General features: G+C 56.6%; 13 protein-coding genes. 8 read left to right on the forward strand and 5 right to left on the reverse strand.

Annotated elements, in window-relative coordinates; translation table 11 throughout:
* The first annotated feature begins 162 nt into the window (after positions 1–162).
* Genes L462_RS17140 through L462_RS17130 form a run of 3 tightly spaced genes read left to right on the forward strand, consistent with a single transcriptional unit; the run spans position 163 to position 3,315 of the window.
* The gene (locus L462_RS17140; RefSeq protein WP_032678077.1) at positions 163–2,802 is read left to right on the forward strand and encodes a YdbH family protein; all 2,640 of its coding nucleotides are present in this window, start codon (positions 163–165) and stop codon (positions 2,800–2,802) included.
* Entirely contained in the window at positions 2,799–2,990 is a 192-nt protein-coding gene (locus L462_RS17135) for a YnbE family lipoprotein (protein ID WP_014169918.1), read from the forward strand. The genes L462_RS17140 and L462_RS17135 overlap by 4 nt, the downstream gene beginning before the upstream one ends.
* Before the next feature lie 7 nt (positions 2,991–2,997).
* Positions 2,998–3,315, forward strand: coding sequence for a YdbL family probable chaperone protein (locus tag L462_RS17130; RefSeq protein WP_014169919.1), 318 nt, complete (start codon positions 2,998–3,000; stop codon positions 3,313–3,315).
* On the opposite strand, the gene feaR is transcribed toward L462_RS17130, so the two are convergent.
* Positions 3,316–4,224 carry a transcriptional regulator FeaR gene (feaR, locus tag L462_RS17125; protein WP_014169920.1) on the reverse strand — a complete coding sequence of 303 codons (909 nt, stop codon included), beginning with the start codon at positions 4,222–4,224 and terminating at the stop codon, positions 3,316–3,318.
* Positions 4,225–4,465: 241 nt separating this feature from the next.
* On the opposite strand from feaR, the gene L462_RS17120 reads away from it, so the two are divergent.
* Positions 4,466–5,965 carry an aldehyde dehydrogenase family protein gene (locus L462_RS17120; protein WP_032678078.1) on the forward strand — a complete coding sequence of 500 codons (1,500 nt, stop codon included), beginning with the start codon at positions 4,466–4,468 and terminating at the stop codon, positions 5,963–5,965.
* Between the two features lie 41 nt (positions 5,966–6,006).
* Here L462_RS17120 and L462_RS17115 read toward each other — a convergent pair whose 3' ends face one another.
* The 4 genes from L462_RS17115 to paaZ form a co-directional block, all read right to left on the reverse strand.
* Entirely contained in the window at positions 6,007–7,113 is a 1,107-nt protein-coding gene (locus L462_RS17115; RefSeq protein ID WP_032678079.1) for a GGDEF domain-containing protein, read from the reverse strand.
* A gap of 74 nt (positions 7,114–7,187) precedes the next feature.
* Complete coding sequence (locus L462_RS17110) at positions 7,188–9,161, reverse strand: alkyl/aryl-sulfatase (protein ID WP_032678080.1); 1,974 nt, start codon at positions 9,159–9,161, stop codon at positions 7,188–7,190.
* 167 nt (positions 9,162–9,328) lie between these two features.
* Positions 9,329–11,605, reverse strand: coding sequence for a primary-amine oxidase (gene tynA / locus L462_RS17105; RefSeq protein ID WP_032678081.1), 2,277 nt, complete (start codon positions 11,603–11,605; stop codon positions 9,329–9,331).
* 165 nt (positions 11,606–11,770) lie between these two features.
* Entirely contained in the window at positions 11,771–13,810 is a 2,040-nt protein-coding gene (gene paaZ / locus L462_RS17100) for a phenylacetic acid degradation bifunctional protein PaaZ (protein WP_032678082.1), read from the reverse strand.
* A gap of 284 nt (positions 13,811–14,094) precedes the next feature.
* Between paaZ and paaA the strand changes: the two genes are divergently transcribed.
* The 4 genes from paaA to paaD are packed head-to-tail and all read left to right on the forward strand — an operon-like array spanning position 14,095 to position 16,590.
* Positions 14,095–15,024, forward strand: a complete 930-nt coding sequence (gene paaA / locus L462_RS17095; protein ID WP_032678083.1) for a 1,2-phenylacetyl-CoA epoxidase subunit PaaA — start codon at positions 14,095–14,097, stop codon at positions 15,022–15,024.
* A gap of 11 nt (positions 15,025–15,035) precedes the next feature.
* A complete protein-coding gene (paaB, locus tag L462_RS17090; RefSeq protein WP_003857353.1) occupies positions 15,036–15,323 on the forward strand; it encodes a 1,2-phenylacetyl-CoA epoxidase subunit PaaB in 288 nt (95 codons plus the stop codon).
* Positions 15,324–15,331: 8 nt separating this feature from the next.
* Positions 15,332–16,078 (forward strand): 1,2-phenylacetyl-CoA epoxidase subunit PaaC, encoded by a 747-nt coding sequence (gene paaC, locus L462_RS17085; RefSeq protein ID WP_032678084.1) that lies wholly within the window; start codon positions 15,332–15,334, stop codon positions 16,076–16,078.
* Positions 16,079–16,092: 14 nt separating this feature from the next.
* A complete protein-coding gene (gene paaD / locus L462_RS17080; RefSeq protein ID WP_032678085.1) occupies positions 16,093–16,590 on the forward strand; it encodes a 1,2-phenylacetyl-CoA epoxidase subunit PaaD in 498 nt (165 codons plus the stop codon).
* The last annotated feature ends 7 nt before the right edge of the window (positions 16,591–16,597 follow it).

Below are 16,597 nucleotides of genomic sequence, written 5' to 3' on the forward strand. Positions count from 1 at the left end.
TTAAGATGACTTATTGACGTTAAGTATAATAAAATTTTTAGCGCATACGGTCAGAGCATCTATCCTTAAATTTGGCATTCTCTTCAACTGACTGGCTAAACATGCGACAATGATCGGCACTGTCGGCTTAATTCTTTCGCTAAATCAGGATATTAACTGCCCATGAGGGGTACATACAAAGCCGCAATCGCGCTCTTACTGCTGTTCATTCTGGTGCCGCTGACGCTGCTGATGACCCTTGCCCAGTGGGTACCAACCCTTGCCGGGATCTGGCTTCCTGTCGGGACGCGCATCGCCTTTGAACAAAGTCCCAGACTCACGCGTCATGCCCTGATTATCCCCGATCTTCGCTATCTTGTGGATGACTGCGAAATTGCCCGAGTCGATAACGCGACCCTGTCGCACCCCAGCCGCTGGAAACTGGATGTCGGCGCGCTCGAACTGAACTCCGTTTGCCTCAATAAAATTCCCCAGTCCGCACCGTCCACGGTCGCGCCCAAAACGCTGGCGCAGTGGCAGGCGGTGTTACCGAATACCTGGCTTACTGTCCATCGTCTGACGCTCTCGCCCTGGCAGCAGTGGCAGGGAGAACTTCAGGCGTCGCTGACGCCCGCGCGTCAGGAGATTGCCTACAAAGGTGAGCAGGTCAGCATTAAAGGGATGCTCCGCGGTCAGACCCTCTCTGTCACACAGTTCGATGTACAACTTCCCGACCAGCCACAGCCGATAAAACTGGTGGGACAATTCACCCTGCCGCTGGTGCCGGACGGCGTGCCGGTTAAAGGCCATGCGGTTGCGACCTTTAACGTGCCACAGTTAACCTCGCTGGTCGATGCCGATCTCGACTGGGAAGCCAATCAGGGGCAACTGGTGGTCATGGCGCGGGATAACCCCGATCCGCTGCTCGATCTGCCGTGGCAAATAACCGCGGAACAGCTGAATATCAGTGACGGACGCTGGAACTGGAACCTTTCCGGCATGCCGCTGAGCGGGCGGGTTGGCCTTCGTGTCGATAACTGGCAGGCGGGGCTTGAGAAAGCGACCCTGACCGGGCGTCTGAATGTGCTCACTCAAGGGGATGCGGGGAAGGGTAACGCGGTGCTGAATATCGGACCGGGCAGGCTCAGTATGGAACAAAGCGACATGCCGCTTCATCTGAGCGGCGAGGCGAAACATAACGACCTGGTGCTCTATGCCAGACTGCCGGCAAAACTGACCGGAAGCCTGTATGAACCGCAGCTCTCCTTTGAGCCGGGCGCGCTGCTGCGCTCACGTGGTCGCATTATCGATTCACTGGATATTGATGAAATTCGCTGGCCGCTGGCGGGCGTCAGGCTGACCCAAAAGGGTGTCGATGGACGCCTGCAGGCCATTTTGCGGGCGCACGAGAACGAGATGGGTGATTTTGAACTGCATCTGGATGGCCAGGCCAGTGACTTTTTACCCGACAACGGCTTGTGGCAGTGGCGCTACTGGGGCAAAGGGGGCTTCACCCCAATGAATGCGCGCTGGGATGTTGCCGGAAAAGGCGAATGGCGCGACAAACTTATTGAGCTGACCGCGCTTTCAACCGGTTTTGACCAGCTCAAGTACGGTGCCATGGAGGTCAGTAAACCCCGTCTGGTGCTGGATAACCCGGTGCGCTGGTATCGCGATCCTGACAAGCCGACGTTCAGCGGAGCGCTGTCGCTGAATGCCGGGCAAACCCGTTTCAGCGGTGGCAGCGTATTGCCGCCGTCGGTGCTGACCTTCAGCGTAGACGGAACAGACCCGACACTGTTCCAGTTCAAGGGCGATCTGCATGCTGATGCTATCGGACCGGTACAGGTGAACGGACGCTGGGACGGGGAACGCCTTCGCGGGCAAGCCTGGTGGCCGAAACAATCGCTCACCGTGTTCCAGCCGTTGATCCCGCCAGACTGGAAAATGACGCTGCGTGACGGCGAACTGTATGCGCAGGTGGCCTTCTCGGCGGCCGCGGGTCAGGGCTTTGAGGCGGGCGGTCACGGCGTACTGAAAGCCGGTAGCGCCTGGATGCCAGACAACCAGATCAACGGCGTCGACTTTGTCCTGCCGTTCCGGTTTAGTGAGGGCACCTGGTCGCTGGGAACGCGCGGCCCGGTAACCTTGCGGATTGGCGAGGTGGTAAACCTGGTGACCGCGCGGAATATCACGGCGGACCTGCAGGGTGACTACCCCTGGAGTGAGGCGAACCCGCTTCTGCTCACCAATGTGAAGGTGGAAACCCTCGGCGGAAAAATCACCATGCAGCAGTTGAGGATGCCGCAACACGATCCGGCGCTGTTGCGGGTAGACAATATCTCCTCCAGCGAGCTGATCAGTGCCGTTAATCCGAAGCAGTTTGCGATGTCTGGCCCGGTGAGCGGGGCGCTGCCGTTCTGGCTGGACAATGAAAAATGGATCATCAAAGATGGCTGGCTGACCAACCCCGGCCCGATGACGCTGCGTATCGATAAAGACACGGCGGACGCCATCGTAAAAGATAATATGGTGGCGGGCGCCGCAATTAACTGGCTGCGCTATATGGAAATTTCTCGCTCGTGGACAAGAATCAATTTAGATAATCTGGGTGAATTAACCATGCAGGCGACCCTTAAGGGAACCAGCCGGGTAGAGGGTAAAAGCAGCTACGTTAATCTGAACTATACCCATGAAGAGAATGTCTTTACCCTCTGGCGTAGCCTGCGTTTTGGAGACAACCTGCAAACCTGGTTTGAGCAACACGCGGCAATACCTGGTATCCGCAGTTCGACTGGCAAGGAAAGTGAGGAACAACAATGAAAAAGATGGCTGGTGTGCTCACCGTTGCCGTTGCCGCGCTACTGACCGGCTGTACGCCGCGCATTGAAGTCGCCGCGCCGAAGGAGCCGATTACCATCAATATGAATGTCAAAATCGAACATGAGATCCACATTAAGGTCGATAAAGACGTTGAAACCCTGTTGAAATCACGCAGCGATCTGTTCTGAGGATGCCATGAAACGATTAGCTCTGATGTTACTGGCGCTCGGCATGAACGTGCAGGCGGCAACGCTGACCTTAAATGACGCCCGGACGCAGGGGCGCGTGGGGGAAACCCTGAGCGGTTATCTTGCGCCAATCAAACAGGATGCGGAAACCCTGGCGCTGGTCAATCGCATTAACGCCGCGCGCACGGAAAGCTATCAGAAGCTGGCTGACAGCAACAATCTGCCGGTGGATGAAGTGGCGAAAATGGCAGGGCAAAAGCTGGTTGCCCGCGCCCAGCCGGGCGAGTACGTGAAAGGCATCAACGGGAAATGGCTGAAGAAGTAGTTAGCGAAAGCGCTTACGATATTCGCCAGGCGAGACGCCAAAACGTTGCTTAAAAGCGGTTGAAAAATGGCTGTGGTCGGAAAAGCCCCAGCTGTAGCCAATGCCCGCCAGCTTTTCATCATCGCTGGCGGAGCGCAACACTTGTGCGCACAGGTCGAGACGGCGGTTTTTAATGTACTGGGCGACCACCAGCCCCTTATCAGCAAACATGCGGTAGAGGCTTCGCACCGACATCCCGCTCTGTGCGGCAATCCATTCCGGTCGCAGTGACTCAGACTGAATATGATCGTCAATCAATGACAGCACATTGCGGAACAGGCGTTCTTTACGTGGCTGAGCCACGTCGCGCTGCTGGAACGCGGGGCGAAGCAGACAGATCATCGCCTCCAGCGCCGCTTCACTCTCCCGGTCACTCAGATCGGCATTCCCCATACTTTCCATCAGCAGGTGGTGGCTTAACTGAACGGTGGGCAGCGTGCGCGAAAGGGTGAGCGCGCAGCTTACCTCCTGAAAACGACACTGTTGCTCAATAATCTGGCGCGGAACCAGCAGCGAAATCTGGCGGGATTTTTCATGCCAGGCAATGGAGCACGGGCGGGAAGCATCAAGCAGCGTGATATCGCCGGTCTTCAGCACCGCGCGGCGGTCGTCCTGTTCAATCTCCGCGCTGCCCTCCAGCTGAAATACGGTGTAGAACCAGGCATCGTTACTGTCGTTAATCTCATGGCGGGAGCGGAACAGGTTAACGCCACCTGCGGTTACGGTGCTTAACTTCAGGCTACGGGCATAGCTGGTTTCCAGTTCGCCGACGAATTCCCCCTCCAGCGGACGCGCATTAAAACGCCCGCAGACCTGGTTAATTTGTGCCAGCCACTGTTGATACTGTTCCTCTTCGCTTGCACACGCCATCGCTTATCTCGCTGCACCGTCAATGTTTTTGCATTGTTGCATTTGTGTTGCATTTTGTCAGAGCTATGAGGCTGACTATAGGAAAGAACACTCACCGGTAACAGCGTTATAAGACGGAATTATCACGATTTGCGGAGCCTGTCACAGGTGGCAAAGCGAATGTCACAGAGACAAAAGCGAGAATCCAAAACCCCTCTTAGACTGCATTAACACCCTGCGAATAAAAACGAAGGAGTACCCTATGTCTGAATCTCAGGTAGCCGTTCAGCCTGCCGTACAGCAGTTTTTAGACCGACATCATGGCCTGTGGATTGAAGGGCGTCAGGCTGCGTCGGACAGTGAAAAGCGGCTCAATGTCTATAATCCGGCAACGGGCGACGTCATCGCCTCCACCGCCGATGCCAGCGTTGATGATGTCGACCGTGCCGTGATGTCCGGCTGGCGTGCGTTTGTTGCCCGTAGCTGGGCCGGAAAATTACCGGCGGAGCGTGAGCGTATCCTGCTGCATTTCGCCGATCTGGTTGAACAGCACAGCGAAGAGCTGGCCCAGCTTGAGACGCTGGAGCAGGGGAAATCCATTCATATCTCCCGCGCTTTTGAAGTGGGCTGCACCCTGAACTGGATGCGCTATACCGCAGGGCTTACCACGAAAATTGCCGGTAAAACCCTCGACCTCTCCATCCCCTTACCGCAGGGGGCCCGCTATCAGGCGTGGACGCGCAAAGAGCCGGTTGGCGTGGTGGCCGGGATTGTGCCGTGGAACTTCCCGCTGATGATCGGGATGTGGAAAGTCATGCCTGCGCTGGCGGCGGGGTGTTCCATTGTCATTAAGCCTTCAGAAACCACGCCGCTCACCATGCTGCGCGTGGCGGAACTGGCAAGTGAAGCGGGCATCCCTGACGGGGTGTTTAATGTGGTCACGGGAAGCGGTGCGGTGTGCGGTGCCGCGCTGACCTCACATCCGCATATTGCCAAAGTGAGCTTTACTGGCTCAACGGCGACAGGCAAGCAAATTGCCCGCGCGGCGGCGGATACGCTCACGGGGGTGACGCTGGAGCTGGGGGGTAAAAACCCGGCTATCGTGCTGAAAGATGCTGACCCGGCCTGGGTAATTGAAGGTCTGATGACCGGCAGCTTCCTGAATCAGGGGCAGGTTTGTGCGGCGAGCTCCCGTATCTATATTGAAGCGCCGCTGTTTGACTCGCTGGTCAGCGGGTTTGAGCAGGCAGTGAAATCCCTCAGCGTCGGGCCGGGCATGTCGCCGGAGGCGTTCATCAACCCGCTGGTCTCGCGCGCGCACTGCGATAAAGTGCAGACCTTCCTCGACGAGGCAAAATCGCGCAATGCGGAGTTGATCACCGGTAACCGGGGGCCGGATGGCAAAGGTTATTACGTGTCGCCGACGCTGGTGGTGAACCCGGATGCCGCGCTGCGACTCACCCGCGAAGAAGTGTTCGGCCCGGTGGTCAACCTGGTGCGCGTCGCGGATGGCGAAGAAGCGCTGGCGCTGGCCAACGACACCGAATATGGGCTGACGGCCAGCGTCTGGACGCAAAATATCAGCAAGGCGCTGGAATACACCGACCGGCTGCAGGCGGGAACCGTCTGGGTGAACAGCCATACGCTGATCGACGCCAACCTGCCGTTTGGTGGCATGAAGCAGTCCGGCACCGGGCGCGATTTCGGCCCGGACTGGCTGGATGGCTGGTGTGAAACCAAATCGGTATGTGTACGGTATTAAAACAAAGCGTGTCGGGCTGGCGCAACGGCCACCCGACACGGCTATCGTGACCAGCGGTCCCGTCCGGCCGCTTTCGCCCGGTACAGCGCCTCATCGGCGCGGGCGATAATCTCCGTCCCCGCCAGACCCTCTGCCATTCCTGCAATGCCCATGCTTACGGTGACGCGATCGCTGATTTTTGAGGCATCGTGCGCTATTGCCTCCGCGCGCAGGCCGTCCTGAATACGCATGGCAACTTTTTCGACTGTGTTTTCCGGGCAATCAAAGAGGATCACCACAAACTCTTCACCGCCGTAGCGAGAAACGACATCGTCAGGTGTTCGCACCGACTGCCGGAGCACCTGCGCCACGCGGGTCAAGCATTCGTCACCGGCCTGGTGACCATAGGTGTCGTTGTAAAGTTTGAAATAATCTATATCCAGCATAATCAGCGAGAAGGCTTTTTTCTGCTCAACGGCATTCTCCAGCACCACTTCCATCTTGCGACGGTTGGCGGTCTGGGTTAACGGATCCTGATGCGCCAGCGCTTCCAGCCGCGAAATCAACAGCTGGTTTTGCTGGTTACGTCGCCAGGCCTCATCAAACCAGCTTATCAGGATGAAACGCCCGCAGAGCAAAATCAGCGTAAAGACGGTCCAGACGGCGGCAAAGTGAAGGTTGACACCATCATTGAGTACCCAGCTTGCGACCGGTAGCGTGACCCAGAGCGGGATCACGAAGGCGAGTAACCCACGGGGGTAAAAGTAGAGCGCCGTCAACCCGGCGAGTAACAGAATCGCGCACAGGGGCCAGACGTGAGGCAGCAACAGATCGGTGATAAACCAGAAACAGGATATCGACCAGATGACGCTACAGAAAAAGAGCACCACGCTGATGCCGGCAATACGTCGCCAGGCCATGATGATTAACGCAGCTGACAGAATAATAATGCCGAACATCGAGGCATCGATAAACTTCAGCAGAGGCAGCGACCGGAGGTAGAGGGGGTCGTCGGGCTTAAGCGAGACGTGGCGCAGCAGGATCATCACGGCGAAGCTGATGTTGACGAATGCCAGCCACGGCAGGTTCATCGCCAGCCCGTGCATGACCATCGCCTGACGCGTCGGCCAGGCAGCCCGCTCTGGCGTCGTTTTTTTTCTTTTTTCCATAAATGCTCTTTACCCTTTCCTGGGAGCAAGTGAAGCAGGAACGGGCGGAAGGACCGCCCGTCTGTTTTGCACCGTTACGGTGTCACAATATTAAACCAGAAATCGAACTTATCCATATAGCCAAGCATAGCGTCCAGTTTGGCACTGTCGCCGCTGATCTTGATATCGCCACTGTCCTGCGCCTGTTTCAGCGTGACTTCTTTCAGGATAATTTTATTCAGGGTATCACGGTTCAGGGTAAGCGTAGCGTCAGCGTCTTTCGCTTCGGCATTTGCCGTGTGGTTCAGCACGCCGTTTTCCAGTTCAAGTTTGTATTTGCCGCCATCGCTGCCCAGATCGATGTTAAACACCGATTTGGCATCGCCGGCTTTTTGGCCATTGATATGAACGGCAAGGTAGTCGAAGAACATCTCTGGCGTCATCGCCCGCACGGTATCCGGGCTGGCGGTGTTCGGGGTCGGGCCTTTCACTACGCCGTTACGCAGCTCTTGCGCGCCGGTCAGGTAGAAGTTACGCCACGGGCCGGATTCCGCCTGATAACCCAGCTGTTCCAGCGCATCTGCTTCGAGATTACGCGCGGCCTGATTGTTTGGGTCGGCAAACACCACTTTACTCACGACCTGCGCCACCCAGCGATAGTTGCCCTGATCAAAGTCAGTTTTCGCTTTGTTCAGAATGGCCTCCGCGCCGCCCATATACTCAACAAATTTCTTCGCAGCCTCTTCAGGAGGCAGTTCATCCAGCGTGGCGGGATTACCGTCGAACCAGCCCAGATAGAGCACATAGGTGGCTTTAACGTCATGGCTGACAGAACCGTAGTAACCGCGATTAGCCCAGGTATGGGCGAGGGAATCCGGGAGTTTGAAATTAGCGGCGATCTCATCACGCGTCAGGCCTTCATTCGCCATGCGTAACGTCTGGTCGTTGATGTAACGGTAGAGGTCGCGCTGGCTCTTCAGCAGTGCGACGACATTATCATTGCCCCAGGTTGGCCAGTGATGCTGTGCCATGATGATGTCGGCTTTATCGCCCCAGCGCACAATCGCCTGGTTAATATATTTTGACCAGGGCAGCGGTTCACGAATTTTTGCGCCGCGCAGCGAGTAGGTGTTATGCAGCGTATGGGTCACATCCTCTGCGGATTCAATGATTTTTTTCTCTTCGATAAACCAGAGCATCTCTGAAGGTGCTTCAGAGCCGGGGGCCAGCATAAAATCGTAGGTCAGCCCGTCAATGACCTCTTTTTGTCCGTCTTTTTCAATGATGTTAGTCGGTGCGATAAGGGTGACGGTACCGGCGGACGTGGTCGTCCCCAGACCCGCACCCACTTGTCCTTTTGCATCAGGCTTCAGCAGGTTGCCATACATATAACTAGCGCGACGACTCATAACGTTGCCCGCCATGATATTTTCCGCAACCGCCGCCTCCATAAATCCGGAAGGGGCATAAACTTTTACCTTGCCAGCCTTCACGTCGGCTTCATCAACCACACCCCGCACACCGCCATAGTGGTCAACATGACTGTGGGTATAAATCACCGCCACGACCGGTTTTTGGCCGCGATTTTTGTAATAAAGATCCATGCCGACTTTGGCGGTTTCTGCTGAGACCAGCGGATCGACGACGGTAATCCCTTCTTTGCCTTCGATGATGGTCATATTTGACAGATCGAGATTGCGGATCTGATATACCCCTTCGGTAACTTCAAACAGACCGCTGATATTAATCAGCTGGGATTGACGCCATAAACTGGGGTTTACCGAATCCGGCGATTTATCACCTTCTTTAATAAATGAATACTGTTGGGGATCCCAGATGACATTGCCTTGTTCGCCTTTGATAACGTCCTGAGGAAGTGGAGCGATAAATCCTTTATGGGCATTGGTAAAATCAGTGTTATCGGAGAAAGGAAGCTGGTTAAAAAGGGCATTGTTGGCTTGTTGTGTTGCGGCAGACGCGTCCTTTGGTGCTTCCGCCGCATAAGAGGGACTGTTGGACATGATCATTCCAGCCAGCACGAAACTTCTGACAATCAGATTCAATTTCATTTAAAACCTCTCAGAGAAAGTACTACGTCGTTTGTGAAAACTTCGCGTCCTGGCTGAAAATGTTTCAAAAGATGCTATCGGAATGTGTGGAGTAAAATAACTATAATCAGGATGAGATATTCAGCAAATAAACGAATAAAAAACCGGGCATTACGCCCGGTCTGTTTTTATTTCTGCGCGTCTTTTTTCCTGCCGAGTGTCGGCGTTTCGTCGAAGAAGTTCCACGGTTTGAGCAGGGTATGCACCCATTCCGTTGGCATGATTGGCCACTCTTCGGCGCGCGCGACGTGGGTTGTGCCGGTGGTCATCCAGACGACGTCATCCTGATCGTTTAGCGACTCGTTATCTTTGCTGTATTTGCCAAGCCCCGTATCGTGGGTTGAGCGGTTTGGGAATTTGCCCTCCGGGTACATCTCATCCGGATGGTAACGCGTGACCCACAGCTGTTTATCCATAAAGCTCAGGCGGTGATAGATCCACTCGTCCGGGGCGAACTTCGCGCCGGTCGCCACCGGGTGCGTCCCCCCGGCGTAAGGGATTATCTGATACGAAATTGGGTTCCCCATGCGGTTCTCTTTACTGGTGTTGCTCAGCAGACGAATGGTGCCCGGGTCAAATTTCTGCGCCGCCTGCTGCTCGGTATCAATAGCGTACTGATTGATCTGCATGGTGCTGGTTCGCGGGCCGCCAGCGGTGTTCGGTTTCACTTGTGGATCCATTGCCACCAGCGTGTTGTTGATGCCATCCACATCCATATCGAGACGGAAGTTATAGATGTGCTGGTGGGTGGTCCCGACGATGTTGTGATCAATTAATGTGCCGTATCGGGTATCGTCTTTGGCAGTAGGGTCATGCATCGTTTTCGCCTGTACGCCTTTCACCGCCTCAATCCCCGTTGCACCGGCATCAATCCCGATGGTGCCATTTTCGTGGAATACCCAGTCGAAAATGTAGTCGTAGTTGCCAACGGTGCTCACCCAGCGAACCACCAGCTCGCGCCGCTCGGTACTGACGTTAGGCTGACCCATCTCCTGGTGTTTATATTCCGGTCCTGCGTAGCGTTCAAAAATGGCGATGGCGCGGGGGATCTCCATCGGCGCACCGGTATAATCGGCAATGGTTTCATTGAGCATCACGGCGTTGGACGGCACGTCTTTGCCGCGCACCAGCGGAGAGGTCAGGGTGCCCATGCCGTAATCGCCGGAATCCAGATAGGCTTTAAAGTACCAGCCCACGTCAGGGTCACCGTAAGGGACGATCATCCCGCCCAGGGAGCCCTGATACATAATCTGGCGTTTTTTGCCGTTGTCATTGTAGGTGACGGTAGAAATCATTGGGCCCACGCGGGAATCCAGACTCAGATGGAAATCCCAGTTCTGCCAGTGAATCATATCGCCGGTGATGGTGTAGTTTTTGCCTTCCGGCTCAATGATGTTAAGCGGTTTTTTCGGCGTGTTAATGCGATCACGTCCATCATACGGACGCGGCGTCATCGGCACCGGCACAACGGCACCTTCTTCAATCTTCTGGATCTTCTTCTGCTCAAGGTCGACCACTGCCACCAGGTTCTCAATCGGGTGCGCCCAGTAGTTGCCGTCGCCCACGTCCAGATAGCTCACCACTTTCAGCAGCCGGTCTTCCTGTTTCAGGCCATCTTTGCCGTCGAAATAGCCGACGGTCAGTGGCGTGGTGATCACTTTCTTCGTATCGGTAATGCCGCGCTTTTTCAGAACCTCGGCAAACTCTGCACTCTCGTTGATGATCTGCTGAACGGTCGCAAAATCATCCAGCAGCACCATGCCGTGGGCATCTTTAATGGCGTCCCAGCGTAGGATCTTGTTATCCTTCAGGTCCACCAGACTTTCAATAACGTGTTTCCCGTCCAGCATGGTGATGTTCGCCTGGCGGGGAGAGTCCACCGCCGTGCCGTTGAGCACAAAGTCCCACACTTTGGCTTTCTCGGGTTCGGCCAGGGCTATCTGGGTGAAGCGGGTGTTCGGTTTAAAATCCGCAGAGCCTTTCACAATCTCCACGGCTTGCTTAATTTCGTCAGCCGTTAGCGCGTTTAGCGGGTGAGGGCGTTTTTCAACCTGGAAGGTCTGGTCGAGACCCGACTGGAAAACGTCGTTGATGAAGGTCTCGGAGATGAACGCTTTTTTGCCTTTCATGACCACCGGCACCTGCAGCGTGAGGGTTTTGCCGTTCACAATAGCGGTTTTCGCGCCGGGCTTGACCTTCACATATGCCCCGTCCTTCGCAAGGGTGAACATCTGTGCGTAATCATCCCACTGCACATCGGCGCCAAACGCCTGCAGCGTTTTGTCCATCGGGACCATATGCGCCTCACTGCCGTGTGCGAAAACAGGTGATTGCCAGGCGCAACACAGCGCAACGGCCATAGCCAGTGCCGTTCTACGGGCAGAAAAAGAAGAATTGCTTCCCATCGTAGACCTCATCTTGTTGTGTTTATTGTGTTGTGACAGCCTTATCCTGACAGGCGCCCGAGAAAAGCGTTTGCCTGCATCTGCCAGGTTATTTGTTGGTCTTGCCAGGTTAAAAAAAGACCGGGGCAATATCACACCCCGGTCAACGTGCGAGAGAGGAAGGTGTCAGAAGTCGCCGTGCTGGCGCGCCACCAGCGTCAGGATGGAGTAGAGCGCGACCGCCTGCTGGTGCTGGTTAAAGATCTCAACGGCCCATTCGACCACGCCGGTCGGCTTCTCATCGGCGGTCCGTTGTTTCTTGAGCGTTTTACGTTTACAGGTGAGGCGCACCTGAATGGTATCGCCCGGCTTAACCGGTTCGATAAAGCGCAGGTTTTCCATGCCGTAGTTGGCAATCACCGGCCCAACGCCGGCATCAACAAACAGACCCGCCGCGGCAGAGATCAGGAAGTAACCGTGCACCACCCGTTCGCCAAAGATGGATTCTGCCGCGCCGATTTTGTCCATATGGGCGTAGAAGTGATCGCCGCTCAGGCAGGCAAAGTTAACGATATCGGCTTCCGTCAGGGTGCGGCGCGGGGTCAGCAGGCTGTCGCCCGGCTGCAGTTCTTCAAAGTATTTCCGGAACGGATGAACGCGATCTTCCTGAACCGCAGCACCCCGTACCCACTGTTTGCCGATGGTGGCAAGCATGGTCGGGCTGCCCTGAATGGCGGTGCGCTGCAGATAGTGCTTCACCGCACGCAGTCCTCCCAGCTCTTCACCGCCACCTGCGCGGCCAGGACCGCCGTGCACCAGCTGCGGCAGCGGAGAGCCGTGTCCGGTGGACTCCCTGGCGGATTCGGCGTTAAGGATCTGAATTCGTCCGTGCGCCCGCGCCGCGCCGGCAATAAACTGGCGGGCGATAGCCGGGTCGGCGGTGACCAGCGTACCGGCCAGACTCCCGCCACCCGCCCGTGCCAGCTGCATCGCGTGGTCTGAATTGCGGGAGGGCATCAGCGTGGCGACCGGCCCGAAGGCTTCGGTGCAATGCACGGCGGGGGTTTCATCTGGCTGTGGGCAGAAAAGCAGCGTCGGCGGGAAGAATGCCCCCGCAGCCTGCAGATCGGCTTTTCCGCCGAGTCTGACCTGGCAACCCGCCGCAATCAACAGATCGACTTTCTCCTGCACGTCCGCGCGTTGCTCGCCGTTCACCAGCGCGCCCATCTTCACCCCGTCCTCTGCCGGGTCGCCGACGACCACGTTTTGCAGCCGCGCGATCAGCGCCTGGCTGACGGCATCCATCCGATCCTGAGGCACAATTATACGGCGGATGGCGGTACATTTTTGCCCTGCCTTGGCGGTCATTTCGCGTACCACTTCGCGAATAAACAGCGCGAATTCTGGCTGTTCCGGCGTCACATCCTCCCCCAGAACGCAGCAGTTGAGGGAGTCGGCTTCCATGGTAAATGGAATGGAATTCGCCACGATATTCGGGTGAATGCGCAGGCTCTGGCCGGTGCTGGCGGAGCCGGTAAAGGTCACCACATCCTGGCTGTCGAGATGATTCAGCAGATCGCCCGCGCCGCCGCAGACAAGGCTGATAGCGCCTTCCGGCACCAGACCGCTCTCCACAATCGCTTTCACCATCGCCTGCGCGACCTGCGCGGTGGCGGTGGCGGGTTTGATAATGGCAGGCATCCCCGCAAGCCAGGTGGGCGCCAGTTTTTCCAGCATTCCCCAGCACGGGAAATTAAAGGCGTTGATATGGACCGCCACGCCCGATTTTGACGTCAGTACGTGACGCGCAGCAAAGCCGCCTTCCTTCGACAACGGGATCAGCTCATCTTCCGGCCAGAGTGTGTCATCAGGCAGCTCGCGGCTCCCCAGGCTGGCATAGGTGAACAGCGTCCCGATCCCACCCTCAATATCCACCCAGCTGTCCGCTCGGGTCGCCCCGGTTTGGGCAGACAGGGCATAGAACGTCTCTTTCTCACTAAGCAGATGTTTCGCCACCGCCTTCAGCATGGCGGCACGGTCGATAAAGGTCATGGCGCGCAGGGCTTCGCCGCCACGCGCGATCGCATAGCGACGTGCATCCGCCATGTCCAGCCCTTCGCTGGTCACGGACCACAGCGCTTCGCCACTGATGGCGTGATGGATAGTACGTTCGCGGCCCCGGCCAGACTGCCAGGCACCGGACAAGAAGCTGGCTAACTGCTGCATCGCTTATCTCCAAGTGTTACGTAATTTCACTATCAATAGTTTAATCATGAATCATAAAAAGCAAGCTGAGTTTTAATGAATTGTTAACATTGTGATCCAGCGTAATGAAGTGGAAGGCCGGAAGCCCTGTTGTGCAGGCCTTATGCAAAAAGCCTTGCGAGCACCATCACAAAATGGGGAAACATTTCTTGGGGTTATATTTAACCTTTGTGTAACTTTTAAGAAATGAAGTGATTCAGTATTTCACTTTAGGTGGTAAATAATCGAATCATAAAGGTGATGACGTGACGCAAGAACAACGCTTTGAGCAGCGCATAGCGCAGGAGACGGCGATTGAGCCTCAGGACTGGATGCCTGATGCCTATCGTAAGACGTTGATCCGCCAGATTGGTCAGCACGCGCACTCCGAAATTGTCGGCATGTTGCCGGAAGGAAACTGGATCACCCGCGCGCCGACGCTGCGCCGCAAAGCGATCCTGCTGGCGAAAGTGCAGGACGAAGCCGGGCACGGTTTGTACCTCTACAGCGCGGCCGAGACGCTGGGCTGCGCGCGGGAAGACATCTACCAGAAGATGCTCGACGGCAAGATGAAATACTCCTCCATCTTCAACTACCCGACCCTGAGCTGGGCGGATATCGGGGTGATCGGCTGGCTGGTGGACGGTGCGGCGATCGTCAACCAGGTGGCGCTGTGCCGTACCTCATATGGCCCCTATGCCCGCGCGATGGTGAAAATCTGTAAAGAAGAGAGTTTCCACCAGCGTCAGGGCTTTGAAGCCTGTATGGCGCTTGCGCAGGGGAGTGACGCCCAGCGCCAGATGCTGCAGGACGCCATTAACCGCTTCTGGTGGCCCGCTCTGATGATGTTCGGCCCAAACGATGACAACTCGCCGAACAGCGCTCGCAGCCTCGCCTGGAAAATCAAACGCTTCGGCAATGACGAACTTCGCCAGCGCTTTGTCGACAACACGGTTCCGCAGGTAGAAATGCTGGGCATGACGGTTCCGGATCCTGACCTGTGTTTTGACGAAGAGAGCGGTCACTACCGCTTTGGCGAGATCGACTGGCACGAGTTTGATGAGGTCATTAACGGGCGCGGTATCTGTAACCACGAACGTCTGGTTGCCAAACGTAAAGCCTGGGAAGACGGGGCGTGGGTGCGTGAAGCCGCACTGGCGCACGCGGAAAAACAACACGCCTGCAAAGTGGCTTAAGAGGAAACACGATGAGCAATGTCTACTGGCCGCTGTACGAAGTGTTCGTACGCAGCAAACAAGGGTTGTCCCACCGTCATGTGGGAAGTCTTCATGCCGCCGACGATCGCATGGCGCTGGAAAATGCGCGTGATGCCTATACCCGTCGCAGTGAAGGCTGCTCTATCTGGGTGGTGAAGGCGAGCGAGATTGTCGCCTCTCAGCCGGAAGAGAGCGGCGAGTTCTTCGACCCGGCGGAAAGTAAGGTTTACCGCCATCCTACGTTTTACACCATCCCTGATGGCATCGAGCACATGTGAGGTCAGGGATGAAAACATTATCCGCATATGCCCTGCGTCTGGGCGACAACGGTCTGGTGCTCTCCCAGCGTCTGGGCGCCTGGTGTGGTCACGCGCCGGAGCTGGAAATCGATCTCGCGATCGCCAACATCGGTCTCGACTTGCTGGGGCAGGCGCGCAATTTCCTGACCTATGCCGCAGAGCTGGAAGGTCAGGGCGATGAAGACACCCTGGCGTTTGGGCGTGATGAACGCCAGTTTCACAACGTGTTGCTGGTGGAACAGCCTAACGGCAGTTTCGCCGACACGCTTGCGCGCCAGTACTTTATGGATGCCTGGAACGTAGCGCTGTATGAACGCCTGACCCACAGCAGCGACAGCCAGCTTGCCGCCATCGCCGCGAAAGCCATTAAAGAGGCGCGCTACCACCTGCGCTTCAGTCGTGGCTGGCTGGTGCGTCTGGGTGACGGCACGGAAACATCTTCACAGCGTATGCAGCAGGCGGTCGACACCCTGTGGCGGTTTACGGCCGAGCTGTTTGAAGCCGATGACGTCGAGCTGGCGTTGATTGCCTCCGGCGTCGCGGTTGATCCGCGCGAGCTTCGTCAGCCGTGGGAGCAGGAAGTGTTTTCCGGTTTGCAGGAGGCCACCCTGAGCGTGCCGTCGGAAGTGGCGTATCGCACGGGGGGCAAGCGCGGGCTGCATACCGAACATCTCGGCCCAATGCTGGCAGAAATGCAGTATCTCCAGCGCGCCCATCCGGGTCAGCAGTGGTAAGTACGGAGGTGAAGATGCAGCGTTTTGCCGGGATTGCACCCGCGGAGATCCCTCAAATCTGGTCGCTGTTAAGCCAGATCCCGGACCCGGAAGTGCCGGTGTTAACCATCACCGATTTAGGCATGGTGCGTAGCGTATCGGCGCAGGGCGGAGGCTGGGTTATTGGCTTTACGCCAACCTATTCAGGCTGCCCGGCGACGGAACATTTGCTTGGCGCGATTCGCGAGGCGATGACCGCGCACGGCTTTACGCCAGTGCATATTGTGCTGCAGCTCGAACCGGCCTGGACCACCGACTGGATGACAGCGGATGCGCGCGAACGCCTGCGCGCATATGGCATCAGCCCACCGGTGGGCCACAGCTGCCACGCGCATGCTCCGGCCGAGGTGAGTTGCCCACGCTGTGCCAGCACACATACCTCGCTTATCAGTGAATTTGGTTCGACGGCCTGCAAAGCGCTTTATCGCTGCAACGACTGCCGTGAGCCTTTCGACTATTTCAAATGTATTTGAGGTTGCC

The organism is Enterobacter sp. BIDMC 26 (genome assembly GCF_000534435.1).
Taxonomy (GTDB): domain Bacteria; phylum Pseudomonadota; class Gammaproteobacteria; order Enterobacterales; family Enterobacteriaceae; genus Enterobacter; species Enterobacter ludwigii.

Excerpts from the sequence above, each read along its gene's own strand:
- feaR (WP_014169920.1), bottom strand. The coding sequence starts at position 4,224 with ATGGCGTGTGCAAGCGAAGAGGAACAGTATCAACAGTGGCTGGCACAA.
- L462_RS17130 (WP_014169919.1), top strand. The coding sequence starts at position 2,998 with ATGAAACGATTAGCTCTGATGTTACTGGCGCTCGGCATGAACGTGCAG.
- L462_RS17115 (WP_032678079.1), bottom strand. The coding sequence starts at position 7,113 with ATGGAAAAAAGAAAAAAAACGACGCCAGAGCGGGCTGCCTGGCCGACG.
- L462_RS17110 (WP_032678080.1), bottom strand. The coding sequence starts at position 9,161 with ATGAAATTGAATCTGATTGTCAGAAGTTTCGTGCTGGCTGGAATGATC.
- L462_RS17140 (WP_032678077.1), top strand. The coding sequence starts at position 163 with ATGAGGGGTACATACAAAGCCGCAATCGCGCTCTTACTGCTGTTCATT.
- tynA (WP_032678081.1), bottom strand. The coding sequence starts at position 11,605 with ATGGGAAGCAATTCTTCTTTTTCTGCCCGTAGAACGGCACTGGCTATG.
- L462_RS17135 (WP_014169918.1), top strand. The coding sequence starts at position 2,799 with ATGAAAAAGATGGCTGGTGTGCTCACCGTTGCCGTTGCCGCGCTACTG.
- paaZ (WP_032678082.1), bottom strand. The coding sequence starts at position 13,810 with ATGCAGCAGTTAGCCAGCTTCTTGTCCGGTGCCTGGCAGTCTGGCCGG.
- paaC (WP_032678084.1), top strand. The coding sequence starts at position 15,332 with ATGAAAACATTATCCGCATATGCCCTGCGTCTGGGCGACAACGGTCTG.
- paaD (WP_032678085.1), top strand. The coding sequence starts at position 16,093 with ATGCAGCGTTTTGCCGGGATTGCACCCGCGGAGATCCCTCAAATCTGG.
- paaB (WP_003857353.1), top strand. The coding sequence starts at position 15,036 with ATGAGCAATGTCTACTGGCCGCTGTACGAAGTGTTCGTACGCAGCAAA.
- L462_RS17120 (WP_032678078.1), top strand. The coding sequence starts at position 4,466 with ATGTCTGAATCTCAGGTAGCCGTTCAGCCTGCCGTACAGCAGTTTTTA.